This is a genomic window from Devosia epidermidihirudinis (assembly GCF_000971295.1).
Taxonomy (GTDB): Bacteria; Pseudomonadota; Alphaproteobacteria; order Rhizobiales; family Devosiaceae; genus Devosia; species Devosia epidermidihirudinis.
Genome location: NZ_LANJ01000045.1, coordinates 37663 through 54544, shown reverse-complemented (window position 1 = coordinate 54544; position 16882 = coordinate 37663). Strand labels below are relative to the sequence as shown.

Annotated in this window: 18 protein-coding genes; 3 read left to right on the top strand and 15 right to left on the bottom strand. The window is 60.6% G+C overall.

Annotated elements, in window-relative coordinates; genetic code table 11:
- Positions 1 to 5 precede the first annotated feature (5 nt).
- Positions 6 to 1940 (top strand): hypothetical protein, encoded by a 1935-nt coding sequence (locus tag WH87_RS15780; protein ID WP_046140584.1) that lies wholly within the window; start codon positions 6 to 8, stop codon positions 1938 to 1940.
- 66 nt (positions 1941 to 2006) lie between these two features.
- On the opposite strand, the gene flaF is transcribed toward WH87_RS15780, so the two are convergent.
- From flaF to WH87_RS15745, 7 genes are all read right to left on the bottom strand, one after another.
- The gene (flaF, locus tag WH87_RS15775) at positions 2007 to 2375 is read right to left on the bottom strand and encodes a flagellar biosynthesis regulator FlaF (RefSeq protein WP_046140585.1); all 369 of its coding nucleotides are present in this window, start codon (positions 2373 to 2375) and stop codon (positions 2007 to 2009) included.
- Positions 2326 to 2751: a flagellar biosynthesis repressor FlbT gene (gene flbT, locus WH87_RS15770; RefSeq protein WP_046140664.1), complete on the bottom strand. Its 426-nt coding sequence runs from the start codon at positions 2749 to 2751 to the stop codon at positions 2326 to 2328. The genes flaF and flbT overlap by 50 nt, the downstream gene beginning before the upstream one ends.
- A 126-nt stretch (positions 2752 to 2877) precedes the next feature.
- Positions 2878 to 4410, bottom strand: a complete 1533-nt coding sequence (locus tag WH87_RS15765; protein ID WP_046140586.1) for a flagellin N-terminal helical domain-containing protein — start codon at positions 4408 to 4410, stop codon at positions 2878 to 2880.
- A 214-nt stretch (positions 4411 to 4624) separates the two neighbouring features.
- On the bottom strand, positions 4625 to 4933 hold the full coding sequence (locus WH87_RS15760) for a hypothetical protein (RefSeq protein ID WP_046140587.1): 309 nt from the start codon (positions 4931 to 4933) through the stop codon (positions 4625 to 4627).
- Between the two features lie 101 nt (positions 4934 to 5034).
- Positions 5035 to 5502, bottom strand: a complete 468-nt coding sequence (locus WH87_RS15755) for a hypothetical protein (RefSeq protein WP_052726638.1) — start codon at positions 5500 to 5502, stop codon at positions 5035 to 5037.
- The gene (locus tag WH87_RS15750; RefSeq protein WP_046140588.1) at positions 5499 to 5825 is read right to left on the bottom strand and encodes a rod-binding protein; all 327 of its coding nucleotides are present in this window, start codon (positions 5823 to 5825) and stop codon (positions 5499 to 5501) included. The genes WH87_RS15755 and WH87_RS15750 overlap by 4 nt, the downstream gene beginning before the upstream one ends.
- Positions 5825 to 6898 carry a flagellar basal body P-ring protein FlgI gene (locus tag WH87_RS15745; protein WP_046140589.1) on the bottom strand — a complete coding sequence of 358 codons (1074 nt, stop codon included), beginning with the start codon at positions 6896 to 6898 and terminating at the stop codon, positions 5825 to 5827. Before WH87_RS15745 ends, WH87_RS15750 begins: the two co-directional genes overlap by 1 nt.
- Positions 6899 to 7163: 265 nt before the next feature.
- Here WH87_RS15745 and WH87_RS15740 point away from each other — a divergent pair, with 265 nt between their 5' ends.
- Complete coding sequence (locus WH87_RS15740; protein ID WP_082092742.1) at positions 7164 to 7595, top strand: flagellar assembly protein FliX; 432 nt, start codon at positions 7164 to 7166, stop codon at positions 7593 to 7595.
- A 152-nt stretch (positions 7596 to 7747) separates the two neighbouring features.
- Positions 7748 to 8167: an RNA polymerase-binding protein DksA gene (gene dksA, locus WH87_RS15735; RefSeq protein ID WP_046140591.1), complete on the top strand. Its 420-nt coding sequence runs from the start codon at positions 7748 to 7750 to the stop codon at positions 8165 to 8167.
- 59 nt (positions 8168 to 8226) lie between these two features.
- On the opposite strand, the gene WH87_RS15730 is transcribed toward dksA, so the two are convergent.
- The 8 genes from WH87_RS15730 to WH87_RS15695 all read right to left on the bottom strand — a co-directional run bounded on the left by WH87_RS15730 (position 8227) and on the right by WH87_RS15695 (position 16484).
- Positions 8227 to 9777 carry a DHA2 family efflux MFS transporter permease subunit gene (locus tag WH87_RS15730; protein ID WP_281175317.1) on the bottom strand — a complete coding sequence of 517 codons (1551 nt, stop codon included), beginning with the start codon at positions 9775 to 9777 and terminating at the stop codon, positions 8227 to 8229.
- A 1-nt stretch (position 9778) separates the two neighbouring features.
- A complete protein-coding gene (locus WH87_RS15725) occupies positions 9779 to 10873 on the bottom strand; it encodes an HlyD family secretion protein (RefSeq protein ID WP_245622445.1) in 1095 nt (364 codons plus the stop codon).
- A 13-nt stretch (positions 10874 to 10886) separates the two neighbouring features.
- A complete protein-coding gene (locus WH87_RS15720) occupies positions 10887 to 11366 on the bottom strand; it encodes a MarR family winged helix-turn-helix transcriptional regulator (RefSeq protein WP_052952332.1) in 480 nt (159 codons plus the stop codon).
- Positions 11367 to 11482: 116 nt separating this feature from the next.
- A complete protein-coding gene (locus tag WH87_RS15715) occupies positions 11483 to 11902 on the bottom strand; it encodes a hypothetical protein (RefSeq protein ID WP_046140593.1) in 420 nt (139 codons plus the stop codon).
- 172 nt (positions 11903 to 12074) lie between these two features.
- A complete protein-coding gene (gene csgH / locus WH87_RS19125; RefSeq protein ID WP_156458259.1) occupies positions 12075 to 12443 on the bottom strand; it encodes a curli-like amyloid fiber formation chaperone CsgH in 369 nt (122 codons plus the stop codon).
- 66 nt (positions 12444 to 12509) lie between these two features.
- The gene (locus tag WH87_RS15705; protein WP_046140594.1) at positions 12510 to 12944 is read right to left on the bottom strand and encodes a curlin; all 435 of its coding nucleotides are present in this window, start codon (positions 12942 to 12944) and stop codon (positions 12510 to 12512) included.
- A 106-nt stretch (positions 12945 to 13050) separates the two neighbouring features.
- Positions 13051 to 14637 (bottom strand): ABC-F family ATP-binding cassette domain-containing protein, encoded by a 1587-nt coding sequence (locus WH87_RS15700; RefSeq protein ID WP_046140595.1) that lies wholly within the window; start codon positions 14635 to 14637, stop codon positions 13051 to 13053.
- A 356-nt stretch (positions 14638 to 14993) separates the two neighbouring features.
- Positions 14994 to 16484, bottom strand: a complete 1491-nt coding sequence (locus WH87_RS15695) for a carboxypeptidase M32 (protein ID WP_046140597.1) — start codon at positions 16482 to 16484, stop codon at positions 14994 to 14996.
- Positions 16485 to 16882 lie beyond the last annotated feature (398 nt).

The following is a 16882-nucleotide window of genomic DNA, read 5'->3' as shown; positions in this document are numbered from 1 at the left end:
GTGACATGATCGTCAACAAGACGATGTTTCCAGTGCAGACCGGTTTCGGCGTCATCTCCAAGATGCGCGACCGCTTTGATGCCTTGCAGGTGCAGTTGGCCACGGGGCAGAAGGCCGGCACGCTGTCCGAAATGGGGCGCGATCTGCCAGTCTCGCTATCGGTGCGCTCACGTCTCGACAAGATCGAGGGCTATTCGGCCAATATCGATACCGTCAATCTGCGCCTGGGTTTTCTCAACAATACCATGGCGCGCTTCGACAAGCTCGAAGCCGAGGCCCGGAACGCCTCGATCCAGGGGCAGTACGGCACCAACAATATCAACATGGCGACGCTGCCGGGGCTCTCCAATGCCCGGTTCGACGAAGTCGTCACCATGCTCAACCTCGACGTCGCGGGGCGGTATCTGTTCGGTGGCTCCAATACGGACAAGGCTCCGCTGCCCAGCACAACCGAACTGCTTGAAGGGCAGGGCGGCCGGGACGGTTTCAAGACCGTTGTGGGTGAGCGCAAGGCCGCTGATGCCGGTGTGCTCGGCAATGGACGCATGACGACCGGAGTCTCAAACGGCTCAGTCAGCCTGACGGAAGACGGCCAGCATCCATTCGGTTTCAAGATCCTGCGTGTTACCAGCACCGCGCCTGCCACTGTGGTGGATACCGGCACGCGCTCGGCCTCTGCACCGGTCACGCCGCCCGCAGTCCAGACAGGCAACACGAACTCGATCACCTTCAATGCCGGGGGCGAGCAGATCAAGCCGGGCCAGACGATCACCATTGGCTTGGGATTGCCCGACGGGCTGGACACCCAGATCACGCTGACCGCAATTGCGCCCGAGGATGCGCCTCCCGGCCCCGGTCAGTTTGTTGTCGGCCTCGATGCTGATGCAACTGCGGTGAACTTTGAGAAGGCACTCGGTGAGTCTCTGGTATTTGAAGCCAGTACGAGCCTGGCAGCCGCCTCGACGTTCGCTGCCTCCGAAATGTTCTTCAACGGCCCCGGCGAGCCTGCCTTGCGCGTCGACGGGGATCCCGCGACGGCGCAGGGCCTCCGTTTGGCGACGTCGTCCGACACGGTGCAATGGTATACGGGGCAGACCCCTGCTGTGTCGGCACAGGGCATGGGCCGCCTGGGCATCTCGACGGAGAACAGCACGGTGACCCTGCAGGAAGCCGCGCCGAGTTCGTCGAAATATGGCTTCCAGATCAGTGGCGCTACCATCTCTCCATCGACCTCGCAGATTACCACAAGCCACACCGCCACCAATCCAAGCAGCACCAGTGTTTCCATGCCGAGCAATGCTGGTCCCGGTGATCAGGTCACGCTGACGCTTACCGAACCTAACGGTACGTCACGCACGGTCACGCTGACAGCGGTGCAGGGGAAAGCTGGGGCTGGGCAGTTCAGCATTGGTGCAACGCCAGATGAAACTGCGGCAAACTTTGCCGCATCGCTCGAAGTCGCGGTAACCAACTCTGCCGTGATGGCTGAAGGCAATCCGCGCCAGTCGGTGACGGCACAGGTGGATGACGCAACGCGCGTCAACTACGGCATCCAGGCCAATGAATCCGGCATGCTGCGCTTGATGCGCACGATGGCGTCCTTGTCGGTGGAGACCTATTCTGAGAGCGATCCAAGTGCCAAGGGCCGTTATGACGCCATGGCTGTCCGCCAACAGGCGCAGATGTCGGAAAGCCACAATTCCGAGGCTGGCTCCATCGAAATTCTGACGATGGAACTCAGTGTGGCGCAATCCACGGCCAATAGTGCGACCGCGCGCCACACGAGCTATCGGTTGCAGCTGGAGAACATGCTGAGCGACGTCGAAACCGTCGACAAGGAATCTGTTGCGATGGAGATTCTGGCGCTGCAGACCCGCCTGCAGGCGAGTTTTCAGACCACGGCGATGATCGCCAAGCTGAGCCTCGTGAATTACCTCTGAGGCCAGAAACACAGACAAACGAAAACGGCCCCGGATTTCGATCCGGGGCCGTTTTCGTTTGTTTGCTTAGTTGCCGCGAAGGCCTGCGGCGAGCTGCCGATTGATGTTGATCAGAGGATCAAGGCGCTGGGGGGCTACTGGGTCCAGCAGGATTTCGCGGGTTTCATTCAGAATGAAAATGCCGAGGTTGGCGATGTTCTGGCGGGCGATGGCGGGCAGGGCGTTGTCCTCGCGCGTCACTGACGTCATGAAGATGGTCCAGAGCTTGCGATTGAAGGTCAATGCGCTCTTGAGGACCTGCACGTCGTCTGGCCAGTTATCTCGGAGAGACTGCATGCCCGCCGCCGACTTCATCAGCAGAGCGGCTTCGCGCTCGCGGGGAGTTTCAACTGCCTTTGCCGTCGTCTGGTAAGCTACCGCGCCGTGTTGATGCATGATCAAACAGGTCCTGTTCGTACTGGATCAGCTCTTTGGCTGTCTTGAGAGCTTTGTACAGTTCCCCCGTTAAGATGGAGTTATTGATACGGTCCGCAATTGATAAAGTGGACGGTGCCGCCGCCACGAAGTCGTTGACAAGCGCGAAGTATTGCTCCTGCAGGTCCTTGGTTTCATCGCCAATATACATCAGCTGGACGGCCAGATAGACGCGCCTGGCGGGCGTATCCGCGGTCGCTGCGGTCAGGATGTCCTTCTCCCGTAGAACGGGCGCTGTGCCCTCTATGAAGAGGCGGGCGCGCTGGTCGGCATTGGTGATGATGCATTGCCCCACGAGCAGTTTTTCGCCGGGCTTCAGTTCGACCTTCAGTGCCAAGTGCAACTCCTGTTGCGCGATTGCTAGCCCCGTATCCTAGCCTGAATTGTGGGGCTCTGTCGTTGGGGGAGGGGCAACGAAAAAGGCGGGCCCGAAAGCCCGCCTTTATCTTTGGATGTGCGCCGATTAACGGAGCAGCTGCAGAACGCCCTGGTCGGCCTGGTTGGCCATCGACAGGGTCGAGGACGCCAGCGACTGACGGGTCTGGAGAGCCATCATGTTTGCAGCTTCCTGGTTCATGTCAGCCAGGGTCAGGTTACCAGCACCGGTTTCAAGGGTGTTGATCATCGCCTTGGTGAAGTCCTGACGGTTCTGCACGATCGACAGGTTCGAGCCGAAAGCCGAAGCCTGTGAGCGGACAGAGTTCAGTGCGCCCTTAACCTGGTCCAGGAAGGTGTCGATGCCGGCGTCGCTGTCCAGATCCTTGGCGGTCAGCGTGGTGGTCAGCTTAAGGTTGCCTGCGTTGACAGCCTCTTCGCCTTTGGTCTGGATGTCGATCGACGAGGTGCCGGTTTCGTTGAAGGTAATCTTCAGCTTGTCGCCACGCAGCAGGTTGATACCGTTGAACGAAGCATCATCGGAGAGCTTGTCCAGCTGGTCGCGCAGTTCGTTGAACTGGTTGGCCAGATCGGAGCGAACCTTGTTGCCGTCGATCTTGTTGGCGCCGGTCGAGGTGCCATCGATCACGCCATTGGCCGACACGCCGCCGAGGTTGAGTTCCTGGGTCGACAGGTTCTCGATACGCAGCTTGCCGTTGTCGTTGGACGCGCGCACTTTGCCCTTGAGACCTGCGTGATTGTTCAACTCGTTGACCAACTGGTCTACAGTCTTGCCGGCTGCGGCGGTGCCTGGGACTGCTGGAGTGCCGGGAACTGCAGGCGTACCTGGAGTGGCTGCTACACCGTTGGTCGTCGCGGCGGTGGTGAACCCAAAGTCAGCTACGTCGTCACTAGCTGTGAAGTTAACGCCATCGGCACGAGAAACAGTCAGCTTACCGCTGGCGTCGAATGTTGCGGTGAACCCGTTGCTGCTGAGAGCGGCCTCAATGTCCGCCTTGCCCGAAGCCGCGCCTGCGGTAAACGTTACGGTTTCAGAACCCGCAGTGAAGGTGATTTTCTTGCCATCGAGCGCGGCAACTGCAGCGTCGTCTGCGAATGTAAGGCCGTCAGCGCTTGCTGGAGTCGCGGCTGCGCCTGGAACAGCTGGCGTGCCCGGAACGGCCGGAGTGCCAGTTGTTGCAGCAGAGCCCAGTGCAATGGTGATTGGAGTGCTGCCGATTGCGCCGCCTTCAAAGGTCAGGTTCTGGGCTGACGTCAGGCCGGTGCCGATTTCAAGCGAAGCGGTCTGGAACGACTTGTCCTGGCGAGCCTGGCGCAGGGTCGACTGCATGGATTCCAGGTTCTTGGTGATGGAGGTCAGGCCGTTGTTAGCAGCTTCAATGGTCTTGATGCCATTGGCCATCGAGTCCATCAGCTGGTTCAGGTCGCCTGCGCGGCTGTTCAGCGATGCTGCGGTAAAGAAGTTGGTTGGGTTGTCGAGCGCCGAGTTGACCTTGTTGCCGGTCGACAGGCGGTCCGAAGTCTTGGACATCAGCTGGGCCGTATTCTGCAGCGAGCTGAGGTTGGAGCGGACGGCTTTGGAGAGATTGATTTCTGCCATTTCAAGTTCCCTTTCTAGGATACTCGTATTTTCGACGCCTCTTCTGAGACTGGCGGCAGATTGAACCTGGCCCTATAAAAATCCGTTAATTCTATCGTTCGGTTGCATTGAAAATGCGGGATTTAGCCCCGGGGTTAACAATGGATGAGCGCAAAAGCACAATACCCGCGCAGGCGGTTGCGCGGGTATTGTGCTTTAAGAGTACAATCGTGGACTAGACTTGCAGGTTCCTGAGCCGGAGCTCGGAGCCTTCGGGAATGTCACTGGTGCCGATGCGGGCGTAGAGCTCGCTCAAGGTCTTGGGAGTGGGGGCCAAGGCGCCCGAGAGCACGGCTGCGGCGAAAGTCGTGCCGCTGCCGCCAGTCTGCACGGGCGGCTTGGATTCATTGTTGGTCTTGGCAGGGGCTTCGACCGGCGTAGGTGGGGCGATGCGCTCAACAGCAAGATTTCGCTGCGGTGGCCGAACGAATTCGTTTTGGCTCGCTGCACTGACAGGCCGGTCGGGAAGAGTTGTTACAAACATGATTTCGTCCCTCGAACGCACTGATAGCGCTGCACGTTAGGACGATGAACATTGCAGGTGACTTTATCGCCATCCCGCAAATTGAATCAAATTGCCTGCAACTAAAGCGAACGGTTGATGGCAATGCCGCGAGCGGCGCTCCCTGGGTCTGCCGCAATCGTACCGGCGCGCCCATACGTCTTTGCCTTGTTCTGCTGTCCAACAACTTTAGCCACGTCGGTCAGGATGTCCTCCGTGACGGTGCGGGCGGTTGCCAGTACACGCAGGTTCTCGGCCATTTGAGTCGCAAGGCTTTCATGGCCAAGCTTGAGGCGCTCCACGGCCGTAGGCGCTTCAGCACGGAGGCGGTCGCCTTGGCGCTGAACGGAGCGCGCAAAGCCAACATAGTCCTGCGCCAGGCGCGCCTTGTCAGGTGTGAGGGTGCTGGCCTGCCGCACATGGCCGGCGCGGAGCAGGGTGGTTTCCTCGTTCATCACGTTGACCAGAGCGGACAGGGCGGCCTCGGCCAGCTGGCAAAGCTCGTTGGCAGGTAAATTGTCGAGAGCTGCAAGGCGGTTTGCTGCGGTCATTTATAGTATCCCTGAAACGGCTTGATCGTGTTCTGGTTGTTGGCGGCCTCCTGCATGGCGAGCAGGTCAGGCAGCAATTGTTCGGCAATGCCCAGTCCGCCATTTTGCGCCATGACGGCAGCAAGCTGTTCGGACTGTATGGAGCGCCAAGTCTCCTCGCCAAAACCGCCACCCATGGCGCTTTCGTCTGTCTTGAGGCTGGAGAACATTTCCTTGGTAAGCGTGTTGAGAAACACGCCCTCGAATTCTTCGGCCTGCTTTTTCACCCGATCGATCTGCGTCGCGGTGAGAGACGAGCCCGGGGCCCTGATCGCGTCGACCATCACAGCACCTCGATTTCGGCTTGCAGGGCGCCAGTGGCCTTGATGGCCTGGAGGATGGCGATCAGATCGCGCGGGGAGATGCCGAGCGCATTCAGGCCATCCACCAGCTCCTGCAGGGTCACCGATTCATGGACCACGGACAGAGCGGTGTCGGACAGGTTGGCGTTGAGGGTCGTGTTGGGCTCGACTGCCGTCTGGCCGTTGCTGAATGGCGCGGGTTGGACGATGGTCGGGTTCTCGGCGATCGTGACGGTCAGGTTGGACTGGGCCACGGCAACGCTCGAGACGCGCACATCCTTGCCCATGACGATGATGCCGGAGTTTTCGTCGATGACGATTTTGGCAGGCTGATCGGTTTCGATCATCAGCTGCTCAATGTCGGTCAGCAAGTCGACGATATTGCCGTTGAAGCCGCGGGGCAGGGTGATGCGCACCGTGGATGGATCTTCCGGGGTCGCTGTCGGTACGCCGATGAAGTCATTGATCGACAGCGCGATGCGGCGGGCCGTGGTCAAGTCCGGGTTGCGCAGTGACAGGCGCAGCGACGTTTGCGAGCCGAGGTGGAAATCGATCTCGCGCTCGATCAGCGCGCCAGACGAGATTCGACCAGTGGTGGGCACGCCAGAAATGATGGTGGCGGCGTCGCCCTGGGCCTTGAAGCCGTTGATGCTCACCGGACCCTGAGCGATCGCATAGACTTCGCCATCGGCGCCGAGCAGAGGCGTAACCAGTAGCGTACCGCCTTGCAGGCTTTTGCTGTCGCCAAGCGCAGCAATGGACACGTCCATGCGCGAACCCTGGGTGGCGAAAGGGGGCAGATTGGCAGTGACCATGACGGCAGCCACGTTTGCCGTGCGGACGTTTTCGCCGGCGGTGTTGACGCCCAGACGTTCCAGCATCGACTGCAGCGACTGCTTGGTGAAGGGGGAGTTGTTGAGGCTGTCACCCGTACCGTTGAGGCCGACGACGAGGCCGTAGCCAACCAACTGGTTCTCGCGAACGCCTTCCATATCCACGATGTCTTTGATGCGCGCGGCCGCTGCAAAGGCATCGCCAACGGGCATCAGCACCATTGCGGCGGTCAAAAGGCCCGCCAATAGTCTGTGCATCAGTGGTTTGGTCATCTGGTCGTCCCCGTTTCCGGGCCGCATCATCCCCATGACGCGGCATTCGCATCAGGTATTGCGAAAACCGTGCCAAGTCCGGAATGTCCCGGAAATCATGGGTTTCGTGCGTGGCTTGGGGCTGGTGCAGTTATGGCTAAGCAATTCTTGCCGGGCGTGTTAATGCCTTGTTAAGGCCTTGCGGCAGAATTTGCCGGGGTAAGCACGAACTGATTTGAGTCTCCACTTGCGCATAGAAGGCAGCTCACGAACGTCAGGTGTCAGTAAGGGTGGCGCAACCGGCCGTAGCGGCACGGGTGCGGGCTTTTCGCCGATTGGCGCAGATGGCCCGGCGCGGGTTGCGTCTTCGGCGCCTGTTGCCTCCATGGCGGGGATCGACGCCATCCTGGCGCTACAGGCTGTGGATGGTCCGCTCGAGGGGCGCCGCAAGGCAGTGCGCCGCGCTTCCTCCCTGCTCGACACACTCGATGATATCAAAGCTGATTTGTTGGTCGGGCGGATCAGTGTTGACCGGCTGGATAGTCTTGTTGCCACGCTGTCTGAGCTGCGTGAGCATTCGCAGCCGGGGCTCGATGCAGTCCTCGATGATATTGATCTGAGGGTTCGTGTAGAACTCGCCAAATTCGGGCGATTTCCTGACGCCTGAGCCGCGTTCATCAAAATGTTGTCAATAAAGGGCTATGCGCCTGACACGCGAGTGCTTTCGCATGATATGCACCGCGCACATGCGCGCTTGCGAGGGGAGTCGCACGCGCATATATAGGCCGCCTGAGGGGCGCATTGGAGTTGAGTCTGCTGATGTCTTCGGTTGCTGAAGTAATTGAATACCGGCCCAGTGACGACGAGCCGTTTATGAACCCGCGCCAGCGCGAATATTTCCGCGCCAAGCTCAACGCTTGGAAGGAAGATATTCTTCGGGAAAGCCGCGGGACACTCGAAAATCTGCAGGAAGAGAGCCAGAACCATCCCGACATGGCCGATCGCGCCAGTTCGGAAAGTGACCGGTCTCTTGAGCTGCGGACACGTGATCGCCAGCGTAAGCTGATTTCCAAGATCGATGCCGCCATCAAGCGCATCGATGACGGAACTTACGGCTTCTGCGAGGAAACTGGTGATCCGATCAGTCTGGCCCGGCTTGATGCCCGCCCGACCGCGACGCTGAGCCTGGAAGCTCAGGAAATGCATGAGCGTCGTGAGAAGGTCTATCGCGACGAGTAATCGTCGAGGACCCTGTAAATTAAAGAGGCCCGCATCGCTGCGGGCCTTTTTGTTTGCCGTTACTCGCCCATAGCATGGGCACGTTCCTCGGCCGTTGGTGGAGCCTTGTTCTTGGGGCTGCGCAACAGGAACACGATGGGGAGGGACAAGAACGTCACGATCATCATCAGCTGGAAGTCGTCCAGGAAGGCGAGCATCGCTGCCTGCTGGGTCATCATCCCGCTGAGGGCGCCTGCCACGTTCTGCAGCCCGCCACCGGCCGCAATGAAGTCGCGTAGGGGGCCGGAGTCCAGTGTGAGGCGTTCTGCCAGCTCGCCGTAATTGATGACCTGCATCTGTGCCAGCACGGTGGTGACCAGTGAGATGCCGACGCCCTGGCCGACATTGCGGACCAGGCTGAACATCGAGGTGGCTTCCACGCGGTACTTCGACGAGATGGTCGCGAAGGCCAGCGAGTTCAGCGGCACGAAGACAAAGCCCATGCCAAAGCCCTGCAGGAGACCCGACACGACAATCGGTGTCGTGCTCATGACGACGGTGAATTGCGTCATCATGTAGAGCGAATAGCCCATCAGTAGCGTACCTGCGATGATCAGGATGCGCGGATCATATTTGCCCACCAGGCGACCGACGATCACCATGGAGAGCATGGTCCCGATGCCGCGTGGTCCCATCAGGAACCCTGTTTCGATCACAGGGAAGCCCATCAGGTTCTGAAGCATTGGTGGCAGCAGGGCGAGGCCGGAGAACAGCGTGATACCCGTCACGAAGATCAGGACCAGACCGGTGACAAAGTTCCGATCCTTGAACATGGCCATGTCGATGAATGGATTCGAGCTGGTGAAGCAGTGGATGACAAATACCCACAGCCCGGAGATGGACAGCAGCAGATAGAGCCAGATCTCTGGCGACTCGAACCAATCCAGTCCCTGTCCACGATCCAGCAACATCTGCAGCGACGCCACGGCGACCGCGAGCATGCCAAAGCCGAAAAAGTCGAACTTGCGGATCTTGATGACCGTATTGGGCATCAGGGCAAACAGCATGACAAAGGCGATGATCCCGACTGGCAGGTTGACGAGGAACACAGCGCGCCAGTTGAACGTCTCGGTGAGCCAGCCCCCCAAGGTTGGCCCGATGATTGGCCCAAACATGATGCCGGCCCCGAAGATGGCCATCGACTGGCCAAGCTTCTCGCGCGGGTTGATGTCCATCATGGTTGCCTGTGCCAGTGGCACCAGCATAGCGCCGCAGACACCTTGGATGACGCGGTAGAGCACCATCTGGGTCAGGTTTGCGGCGATGCCACACAGCAGAGATGCCACGGTAAAACCAACGACAGCGCCGAGCAGCAAGGTGCGCCGACCAATGCGATCGGAGAACCATCCCGTCAGTGGCGTCGCGATGGCCGAAGCCACGATGTAGGATGTCAGGACCCAGTTGATTTCGTCCTGCGACGCGCCAAGGCTGGCGCGCATATGGGGCAGGGCGACGTTCGCGATGGTGGTGTCGAGCACCTGCATCACCACGGCCACCATGATGGCCGCGGTCAGTAGACCCTTGTTTTTGACGACAACGGCGGGCGCCGAAATCGCTGGTGCGGGGGCCACCTTACTCGGCCTTCGTTTCTGCTGCGGTGTCGATGCGGACGCCGGCGCTCATGCCTGCACGAAGCAGCTGCTGGTCGGTGCCTTCCAGCGAAATGCGGACTGGAATGCGCTGCACGACCTTGACCCAGTTGCCAGTGGCGTTCTGCGCGGGGATCAGTGCAAATTCTGCGCCGGTCGCTGCGCCAATCGATTGGATGTGGCCCTTTAGTGCAACGCCGGGGAAGGCGTCAACGGTGACTTCAGCGGGCATGCCGATGGTCATCCCCGTCAGCTGCGTTTCCTTGAAGTTGGCTTCGACCCAGGACTGTTCGGTTTCGACCAGGGTTGCGATGGTCACGCCCGTGGCAACAAACTGGCCCACATTGAGGCTACCAACCTGGCTGACGATACCTGCGGCGGGGGCGACAACGGTCGTCTTGTCCAGATTGCGCGCAGCGTTGTCGCGCGCTGCCAGAGCGGCACGCACGGTTGGATGTTCGTCGGTCTTGATCGAGGGATTGCCGCCCAAGGCCGCGGTGGCATTGGCCACATCCTGCTCCTCAAGAGCCACGGTGCTCTGAGCGGTCTGGAGAGCAAGGCGTGCGTCGTCGAGGCTGGCAATAGCGGTCACGCCCTGTGTCTGCAGCGCGGTCTTGCGGTCCCAGTCCTTTTGGCGAATTTCCAGCGTTGCATTTGCCGACTGCAGCTTGGCCTTGGCGACTTCCAGGCCAACGCGCAATTGTTCGACGTTGACGCGGGCAGCTGCCAGGGCGGCGTCGGCCTGGTTCAGTGCGATGCGGTAGGGCTCAGCGTCGATGGTGAACAGTGTATCGCCGGCTTTGACGGCTTCGTTGTCCTTGACCGCGACCGAAACGATGCGCCCCGCAACGTCAGATGACAGCGAGACCTTGGACTGCTGCACATAGGCGTTGTCGGTGTCGATAAAACGACCACCGGTCAAATAGAAGTAAGCACCGCCACCCAGCAGGATGACCGGTAGACCCACCATCAGAGCCAATCGGCCAACTGAACGCTTCTTTTTAGGAGGCGGCGCTTCAACGGTCGCTGCATCTGGGGAGGCGACGGGTTCGGCTTGCTCAGTTGCGGACTTTTTCACGGGAGCATTCATCTTAGGCGTCCTCTGCTTCGGCTTCCTCGCCGAGAAGTTTGTCCCGCATCCGTCGCAGCACGCCCTCAGCAATCGCAGCGTCTTCGCTCGAAATGTCGGCGAGGGCGTTCAAATACATGGTCGCGCCCACTTCGCGGGCTGATTTGTAGACTTCAGCGCCGGCCTCGGTGAGCCGGGCCATCTTGGCGCGGTTATCAGAGGGGTCGGAATAACGGTCGATCAGGCCTCGTTTTTCAAGCCGATCCAAGACGCCTGAAAGAGTCATCGGGTCTGCATCCATGGCCTGTGCCAGGGCAACCTGGGTTACAGAGTCCCGCAAGGCTATCTGCGCCAAAGCGCGCCATTGCGGCAGGGTGATGCCATGAGCCCGAGCTTCGATTTCAAAGCGGCGTTTCATCAGTTTGGCGACCTCATGAACGAGGTAGCCGAGCGGCGCATTCTCCTTGAAGCTTCCGCCCAAAGTGCGAGGGTCGTTTTTCATAAGCGCACATATAATAAGCGTACTTATCAAGTCAATATGACGCCAAAGCACACTTGCTATGCAGAAAACGAAACGGGGCCTGAGGCCCCGTGGATGCGGTAATTGGGCTGCCTAAATCAGAAGCCTAAGACGGTGGTTAGGCTCGACTGGCCATTGCCGTTGTTGGCGCAGGAGCCGTTGGTGTTCTGGCCGAACTGGAACAGCCCGCAGCTATTGTTGTTGCCGGTTTGTTGAACGGTGCCGTTGTGGCCATTGCCGTTCTGGACGATGACGCCATGGTTGCCAGAGCCGAACTGGCCAATGCCTGCGGAATTGCCGGAGCCATTCTGGCTGACATTGCCGCCAGTGGCGGACATGCCCTTGAAGATCGAATAGAGCTGCAGCCCGACCCCGAGGACCTTTTGCTGCTTGGCATTGGTGGGGGTGTAGTTGATCGAAATCTGCCCGGCGGCGTGGGCGGGGGCGGCAAGGGTCGCGGCGCCGAGCGTGGCGATGATCAGTGCGGTGGCGACAGTCTTGATGGTGCTTGTGGTCATGACGGTTCTCCTGGGCGGTTTGTTCGCTGGTCTCCTCCAGCCGTGAATTGAGGCTAGCGGTGGTGGGCTGAACCGGTTTGGAGCACGTCGTTCAGACTCTGTTTAGGTTTAGGTGGCGGGCACGAAAAAGCCCCGGCGCGGGCCGGGGCGGGGTGAGGCTGGGGCATGGAGTTCAGCTATGTGCGGCGCAGTCTATGGTCTTGTTACCAAGTGTAACGGTGAAGCTGACCGTGGTCTTTGCACTGGCATTGAGCTGGACCTGGCCGACGATGACGGGTTCGGCGGCACGAGCGGTGAAGTTGCCGCCCTGATTGATGTTGGAGCTGCCCGAAGGTCCCGAGCTCCGGACGCTGAACTGGTAGGTGCCGTTGGCATTGACGTCGGAGAGGATAATGCCCTGCAGCGACTGAACATTGCCGTTGAGTGTAGTCTGGATCGAGCACTGGGTTGGGCCGGTGCTGGCATTGGCATAGGCCAGGTTGCCGCCGATGAGGCCGACGCCGAGTAGGGCCGGGATGGCGAGAAGCTTGGTGGTGATCATTTCAATCTCCTGATGTGAATGACCGGGCGCCATTGGCAACCCGGCCGTTTCGCAATTCAAGCGGGATCAGGGGCAAACCTGGACGAACGCGGTCACGTTGCCGCTACCGGCCTGGGTGACATTGGCCGAGCAACCCTTGCCGACCTGCACGCCAGCGGTGACGTTGCCGTAGCCGTCCTGGGTGATGACGGCGTTGTGGTTGTTGCCGAACTGGCCGATGCCGGCGGCATTGTTCCAGCCGTTCTGATAGGTGGTGCCGGTATTCTTGTTGCCCTGCTGGCCGATCGCGCTGGTGTTCTTGCCGCCGCTCTGCTGGCTGAAGGACTTGTTCCAGTTGCCCCACTGGGTGGTACCGAACTTGTTGTTCCAGCCGTTCTGATTGCCGCCGACCTGGTTACCCCAGCCGTACTGGTCGATGTAGATGTCGTTGGCCATTGTTGGGGCGGCGGAAGCAGCGATGACGAGTGCGGTGGCGGCAGTGATGATGAACGAGCGGATCATTTGGTTTCTCCTGTTGGGGCGGTCCCTCCGACCGCTTGCTTGATGCCAACAGGTGTAGCCGGGTGATTTGGAACGCCCCCTGACGGGGGAGTTCAGAAATCGTTCATCATGATGACAGCGCGATCTCACGTGTGATCCCGATATTGTCGAGGAAGTCTCGGTCGTGGCTGACGACAAGCAGGGCCCCATCATAGCCGCGCAACCCGGCCTCCATCTGCTCGATGGCGTGGATGTCGAGATGATTGGTGGGTTCGTCCAAAATCAGCAGGTCGGGCGGGTGATTGCCGCCGATGGTGGCGGCGAGGCCGGCACGCAGAGTCTCCCCGCCACTGAGCGTACCGACCAGCTGCAATGCTGCATCGGCACGGAACATGAAGCGGGCGAGGGCAGCACGGCGGGCGTTCTGGTCGGCATCGGGATCGAGCAGCGCCATGTTGTCGGCAATGCTGAGCTCGGGATCGAGCAGGCTGACGGCCTGATCGAGCAAAGCATAAGTGCCGTTGATGCGCACGGTTCCGCTAGTGGGCACGAGCCCACCAGTCAGCAGACGGAGCAGGCTGGTTTTGCCAGAGCCATTGGGGCCGGTGATGGCGACGCGTTCGGGGCCGGTTATGGCGAGGGAGAAGCCCTTGATGATCGGGCTTTCGGGATCGGGTCCGCCCGATAGGCCATCGGCTTGCAGTACGGTGCGACCCGCGGGCAGGCCGGTGCTGGTCAGTTTGATCGAAAGGGGAGTGAGGACTTCGACTTTGGACCGGGCCTCGCTGGCGGCTTCCGCCGCGTTCCCACGCTGGCGGTTGGCCAGTTTGGCATTTTCACCGCTGGTCTTTTCAGAATTGTCCTTCATGCCGCCGAGCAGGATGCGGGGAATATCGCCCTTGGCGGCCTTGCGGGCACCAGCGCCGTCCTTGCGCGCCTTTTTCTCAGCCAAGGCCTGTATTTTGCGGTCGATCTCACCGACCTTGCGTTCGGCTGAGGACAGTGCGTGTTCGGCGGCGGCGAGTTCGAGCGCCTTGCGTTCGGAATAGTGGTCCCAATTGCCGCCATAGGTGGTGGCGCCCAGGCTCGTCAGTTCGACGATGGCGTCCATTTCGCGCAGTAGCGAGCGGTCGTGGCTGACCACGATGGCGCCGCCGCGCCAGCGCGCGAGCAGATCGATCACGGCCTGCCGCCCTTCGGCGTCGAGATTGTTGGTAGGCTCGTCAAGCAGGATCATGTCAGGCTCGGCCAAGAGGAGCCGGGCGACGGACAGGCGGGTGCGCTGGCCACCGCTCAGGCTGGAGAGGGGGCGGGCGGTGTCATAAATCGGCAGGCCAACCTCCCCAAACACCGCTTCGATCCGGCTGGGCAGAGTCCAGTCGGCGTCGCCGGCGTCTTCCACCGAGCCGACGCCCTGTTCGAGACGATCCAGCATGGCGAGCTGGTCGGTGACATCAAGGCCCGTGGCTACAGTGTCATCGGGGGCGACCTGAACCGTCTGGGCCAACATGCCGATGGTGCCGGTAATGGTAACCGAGCCGGAGGCAGGGGGGATTAGTCCGGCAATGATACGGAGCAGGGTGGATTTGCCCGTGCCGTTACGGCCGATGAGACCCGTGCGTTCGCTGCCGAACGAGAGGTTGAGATCGGTGAAAAGCGGCTGATTGTCAGGCGTGCTGTAGGAAAGATTGTGCAGTGAGATGGCGGCGAACATAAGCGGATTCCAGGTGAGCGATGCGGGCGAGGCAGTCGTTCATCGTGAAATCCATGTGTACCGTCCGGTCAGTGCTGCGTGTGCGGTGAAAATAGGCGAGAGGGCGGGGATGTCAAGGTTGGGTGTTTCCGGGGCCTCTTGCCACGACCTCGTCCTTCGACAGGCTCTGGATGAGGCCTACTGGAATTGATGGGCCTTTGCTCCGTCATTGCCCGGCTTGTCCGGGCAATCCATTCCACGTGCGGTGAGAGAAGATGGATCACCCGGACGAGCCGGGTGATGACGATTGTGGGGGCTTTAGGGGCGGCAGAAACTGATTCCGCCGTCCCACCTAACGCTTTGATCCAGCTGTACAACTACGCCAAGTAGCGATTCTTCAAGTGCGCCTTGAAGAAGTCGGCATTGAGGGGTTCGCCGGTGGCGCGGGTGATCAGGTCTGGGGTGGACCAGCGGGAGCCCTGGCTCCAGATGTTGTTGGCGCGCCATTGGTTGACGCCAGTGAAATCGCCGGCGCGGATGTCGTTGCGCAGGTTGGGCTGGGCCTTTTCGAGGGCCGCCCATTGCTGGGCGGCGATCATGGCCCCAAGCGTATAGCTCGGGAAATAGCCGAAGGCGCCGCCGGGCCAATGGACGTCCTGCATCGGGCCGTCTTTGGGGTCGTTGATTGTCGAGATCCCGAGATATTCGGTCATCTTGGCGTCCCAAGCCTCCGGGATCTGGCTGGCTTCGAGCTTGCCATTGACCAGATCCTGCTCGAGTTCGTAACGCAGGATGACGTGCAGCGGATAGGTGACCTCGTCGGCATCGACGCGGATATAGCCGCGCTGTACGAAGTTCACTTCGGCCAGAATATCTGTGATGTCCCAACCGGGAATGGCATCAGGGCCGAGATGCTGATGCACCAGCGGCAGGGCGAATTCCCAGAACTCGGGACTGCGCGACAGCTGCATTTCCACGAACAGGCTCTGGCTTTCATGAATGCCCATGCCGCGCGCCTTGCCGAGCGGCCAATGCGACCACTCCTTGGGCAGACCCTGTTCATAGAGGGCGTGGCCGGTTTCGTGTAGCACGCCCATCAGCGAAGACAGGAACTCGTCGGTACGATAGCGCGTAGTCATGCGCACGTCGGTCGGCACGCCACCGCAGAAGGGGTGATGCGAGACGGCGAGCGAGCCATGGGTGAAATCAAAGCCAACGGCGCGCATAGCGGCCAGGCCAAGTTCGCGCTGCTTTTCAATCGGGTAGGGGCCGTTGAGGCTCTTGCGTGGCCGCTTGGCGAGGCGTTCGTCCTGTGCCGCCAGCGCCTCAGGCACGAAGCCCTTGAGGAAGGCCTTGAGGTCGCCAAACACGGTGTTCAGCTCGGCAGTGCGGTTGCCGGGATCGTATTGATCCATCAGGGCGTCATAAGGCGCGAGCTTGAGCGCATCGGCGCGAAGCTGAGATTCCTCGCGGACCAGCGCAATGACGCCTTCTAGAGCGGGCAGGAAGCTGTCCCAATCGCCCTTGGCGCGCAGGTCGCGCCAGAGCTGTTCGGAACGCATGGTGGCGGCGGTGCGGCGCTCGACGAACTCGGTGGGAAGGCAGGTGGCGTTGATATATTGGCGCTTGAACTCGCCGAGGGCGAGGGCCTGGTCTTCGCTCTCGGGCTTGGCGGCCTCGATCCAGTCGGCGATTTCGGGCGCGGTGGCCTGGGCGTGGTACATGCCGGCCAGATTGGACATGGCCTCGGCGCGCTTTTCGCCACCGCCAACCGCCATATGGGTCGCCTCATCGGCCCCCAAAATGGACAGCGCGTGTTCCAGCGCTTCAAGCTTGCGGCCGAGATCGTCGAGTTTCTGGAAGGACATGGCAGACTCCGAGATTAAGCCCAAAGGTTTTCCATAGCTCGGCGCCGGGAGCAAGACATGCCGATAGGCCCGCCGGGGTTGCCGGACGGTGCGGATGAAGCCAACAGCGTGCATGCGGCGAGCTGCGCCTCATGGTTTTTGTAATAAGTGAAGCGAAACTCGCCGCACGCAATGGGTTTTCGCAGTTGGCGGCATCCTTTGTCGGGGGCCTTCCCCGTCTCCGGTCCACGCAACCCACGGGGTTTACGAACATCCCCCGCTCCCATCTGCCCCCCACGGCCGGTTCGCGCGACCCGCTGCTATCGTGAGGTGGTGAGGGGAGTATGCGGCGGGGTGGCGGTGCGGGGATAAGTTTTTGGTTGGGGATCGGAGTACCCCCTCCTTGCCTCCCCCTGATA

Excerpts from the sequence above, each read along its gene's own strand:
- WH87_RS15765 (WP_046140586.1), bottom strand. The coding sequence starts at position 4,410 with ATGGCAGAAATCAATCTCTCCAAAGCCGTCCGCTCCAACCTCAGCTCG.
- dksA (WP_046140591.1), top strand. The coding sequence starts at position 7,748 with ATGTCTTCGGTTGCTGAAGTAATTGAATACCGGCCCAGTGACGACGAG.
- WH87_RS15760 (WP_046140587.1), bottom strand. The coding sequence starts at position 4,933 with ATGTTTGTAACAACTCTTCCCGACCGGCCTGTCAGTGCAGCGAGCCAA.
- WH87_RS15745 (WP_046140589.1), bottom strand. The coding sequence starts at position 6,898 with ATGGTGCTGATGCCCGTTGGCGATGCCTTTGCAGCGGCCGCGCGCATC.
- WH87_RS15780 (WP_046140584.1), top strand. The coding sequence starts at position 6 with ATGATCGTCAACAAGACGATGTTTCCAGTGCAGACCGGTTTCGGCGTC.
- WH87_RS15700 (WP_046140595.1), bottom strand. The coding sequence starts at position 14,637 with ATGTTCGCCGCCATCTCACTGCACAATCTTTCCTACAGCACGCCTGAC.
- WH87_RS15720 (WP_052952332.1), bottom strand. The coding sequence starts at position 11,366 with ATGAAAAACGACCCTCGCACTTTGGGCGGAAGCTTCAAGGAGAATGCG.
- WH87_RS15750 (WP_046140588.1), bottom strand. The coding sequence starts at position 5,825 with ATGGTCGACGCGATCAGGGCCCCGGGCTCGTCTCTCACCGCGACGCAG.
- WH87_RS15705 (WP_046140594.1), bottom strand. The coding sequence starts at position 12,944 with ATGATCCGCTCGTTCATCATCACTGCCGCCACCGCACTCGTCATCGCT.
- flaF (WP_046140585.1), bottom strand. The coding sequence starts at position 2,375 with ATGCATCAACACGGCGCGGTAGCTTACCAGACGACGGCAAAGGCAGTT.
- WH87_RS15715 (WP_046140593.1), bottom strand. The coding sequence starts at position 11,902 with ATGACCACAAGCACCATCAAGACTGTCGCCACCGCACTGATCATCGCC.
- WH87_RS15755 (WP_052726638.1), bottom strand. The coding sequence starts at position 5,502 with ATGACCGCAGCAAACCGCCTTGCAGCTCTCGACAATTTACCTGCCAAC.
- WH87_RS15695 (WP_046140597.1), bottom strand. The coding sequence starts at position 16,484 with ATGTCCTTCCAGAAACTCGACGATCTCGGCCGCAAGCTTGAAGCGCTG.
- csgH (WP_156458259.1), bottom strand. The coding sequence starts at position 12,443 with ATGATCACCACCAAGCTTCTCGCCATCCCGGCCCTACTCGGCGTCGGC.